The following is a 1133-nucleotide window of genomic DNA, read 5'->3' as shown; positions in this document are numbered from 1 at the left end:
GTACGACCACCTTCGCGGATAGCGAAGCGCAGACCTTCTTCCATGGCGATGGGGGAGATCAGCTTCACAGTGATCGACACGTTATCGCCAGGCATCACCATTTCCTTGCCTTCGGGCAGTTCGATGGAGCCGGTCACGTCAGTTGTACGGAAGTAGAACTGGGGACGGTAGTTGTTGAAGAAAGGAGTGTGGCGACCGCCTTCGTCCTTCGACAGCACGTAAACTTCAGCAGTGAAGTTGGTGTGGGGCTTGATGGAGCCGGGCTTGCACAGCACTTGGCCGCGTTCCACGTCTTCACGCTTGGTGCCGCGCAGCAGCAGACCCACGTTGTCGCCAGCTTGACCTTGGTCCAGCAGCTTGCGGAACATTTCCACGCCAGTGACGGTGGTCTTGACGGTGTCCTTGATACCGACGATTTCGATTTCTTCGCCGACCTTGACGATACCGCGCTCGATACGACCGGTCACCACGGTACCACGACCGGAGATGGAGAACACGTCTTCCACGGGCATCACGAAGGCGCCGTCAACAGCACGCTCGGGAGTGGGGATGTAAGTGTCCAGAGCTTCGGCCAGCTTCAGGATGGCAGGCTCGCCCTTGTCGGATTGGTCACCTTCCAGGGCCAGCTTGGCGGAGCCGCGGATGATGGGGGTGTCGTCACCGGGGAAGTCGTACTTGGACAGCAGCTCGCGCACTTCCATTTCGACCAGTTCCAGCAGTTCTTCGTCGTCCACCATGTCGGCCTTGTTCAGGAACACGATGATGTAGGGCACGCCCACCTGACGCGACAGCAGGATGTGCTCGCGAGTCTGGGGCATGGGGCCGTCAGCAGCGGAGCAAACCAGGATAGCGCCGTCCATCTGAGCGGCACCAGTGATCATGTTCTTCACATAGTCAGCGTGGCCGGGGCAGTCCACGTGAGCGTAGTGGCGGTTGGCAGTTTCGTACTCAACGTGCGAAGTGTTGATCGTGATACCACGAGCCTTTTCTTCGGGGGCGTTGTCGATCTGCGAGTAGTCCTTGGCTTCACCGCCGAAGTGCTTGGACAGCACGGTAGCGATAGCAGCAGTCAGGGTGGTCTTGCCGTGGTCAACGTGACCGATGGTGCCCACGTTCACGTGGGGCTTGGTGCG

At 59.5% G+C, this 1133-nt stretch carries 1 protein-coding gene; it reads right to left on the bottom strand.

Translation table 11 applies throughout. The annotated features are described in order from the left end of the window. Positions 1–1133: elongation factor Tu (gene tuf, locus DFO48_RS25080; protein ID WP_114865115.1), on the bottom strand; the 1133-nt coding region annotated here is incomplete at both ends.

Origin of the sequence: Comamonas sp. AG1104, from assembly GCF_003350425.1 — a bacterium.
Taxonomy (GTDB): Bacteria; Pseudomonadota; Gammaproteobacteria; order Burkholderiales; family Burkholderiaceae_C; genus Comamonas; species Comamonas testosteroni.
Note: the sequence above shows the minus strand (reverse complement) of the source record. Positions and strands in the feature narration are given on the sequence as shown.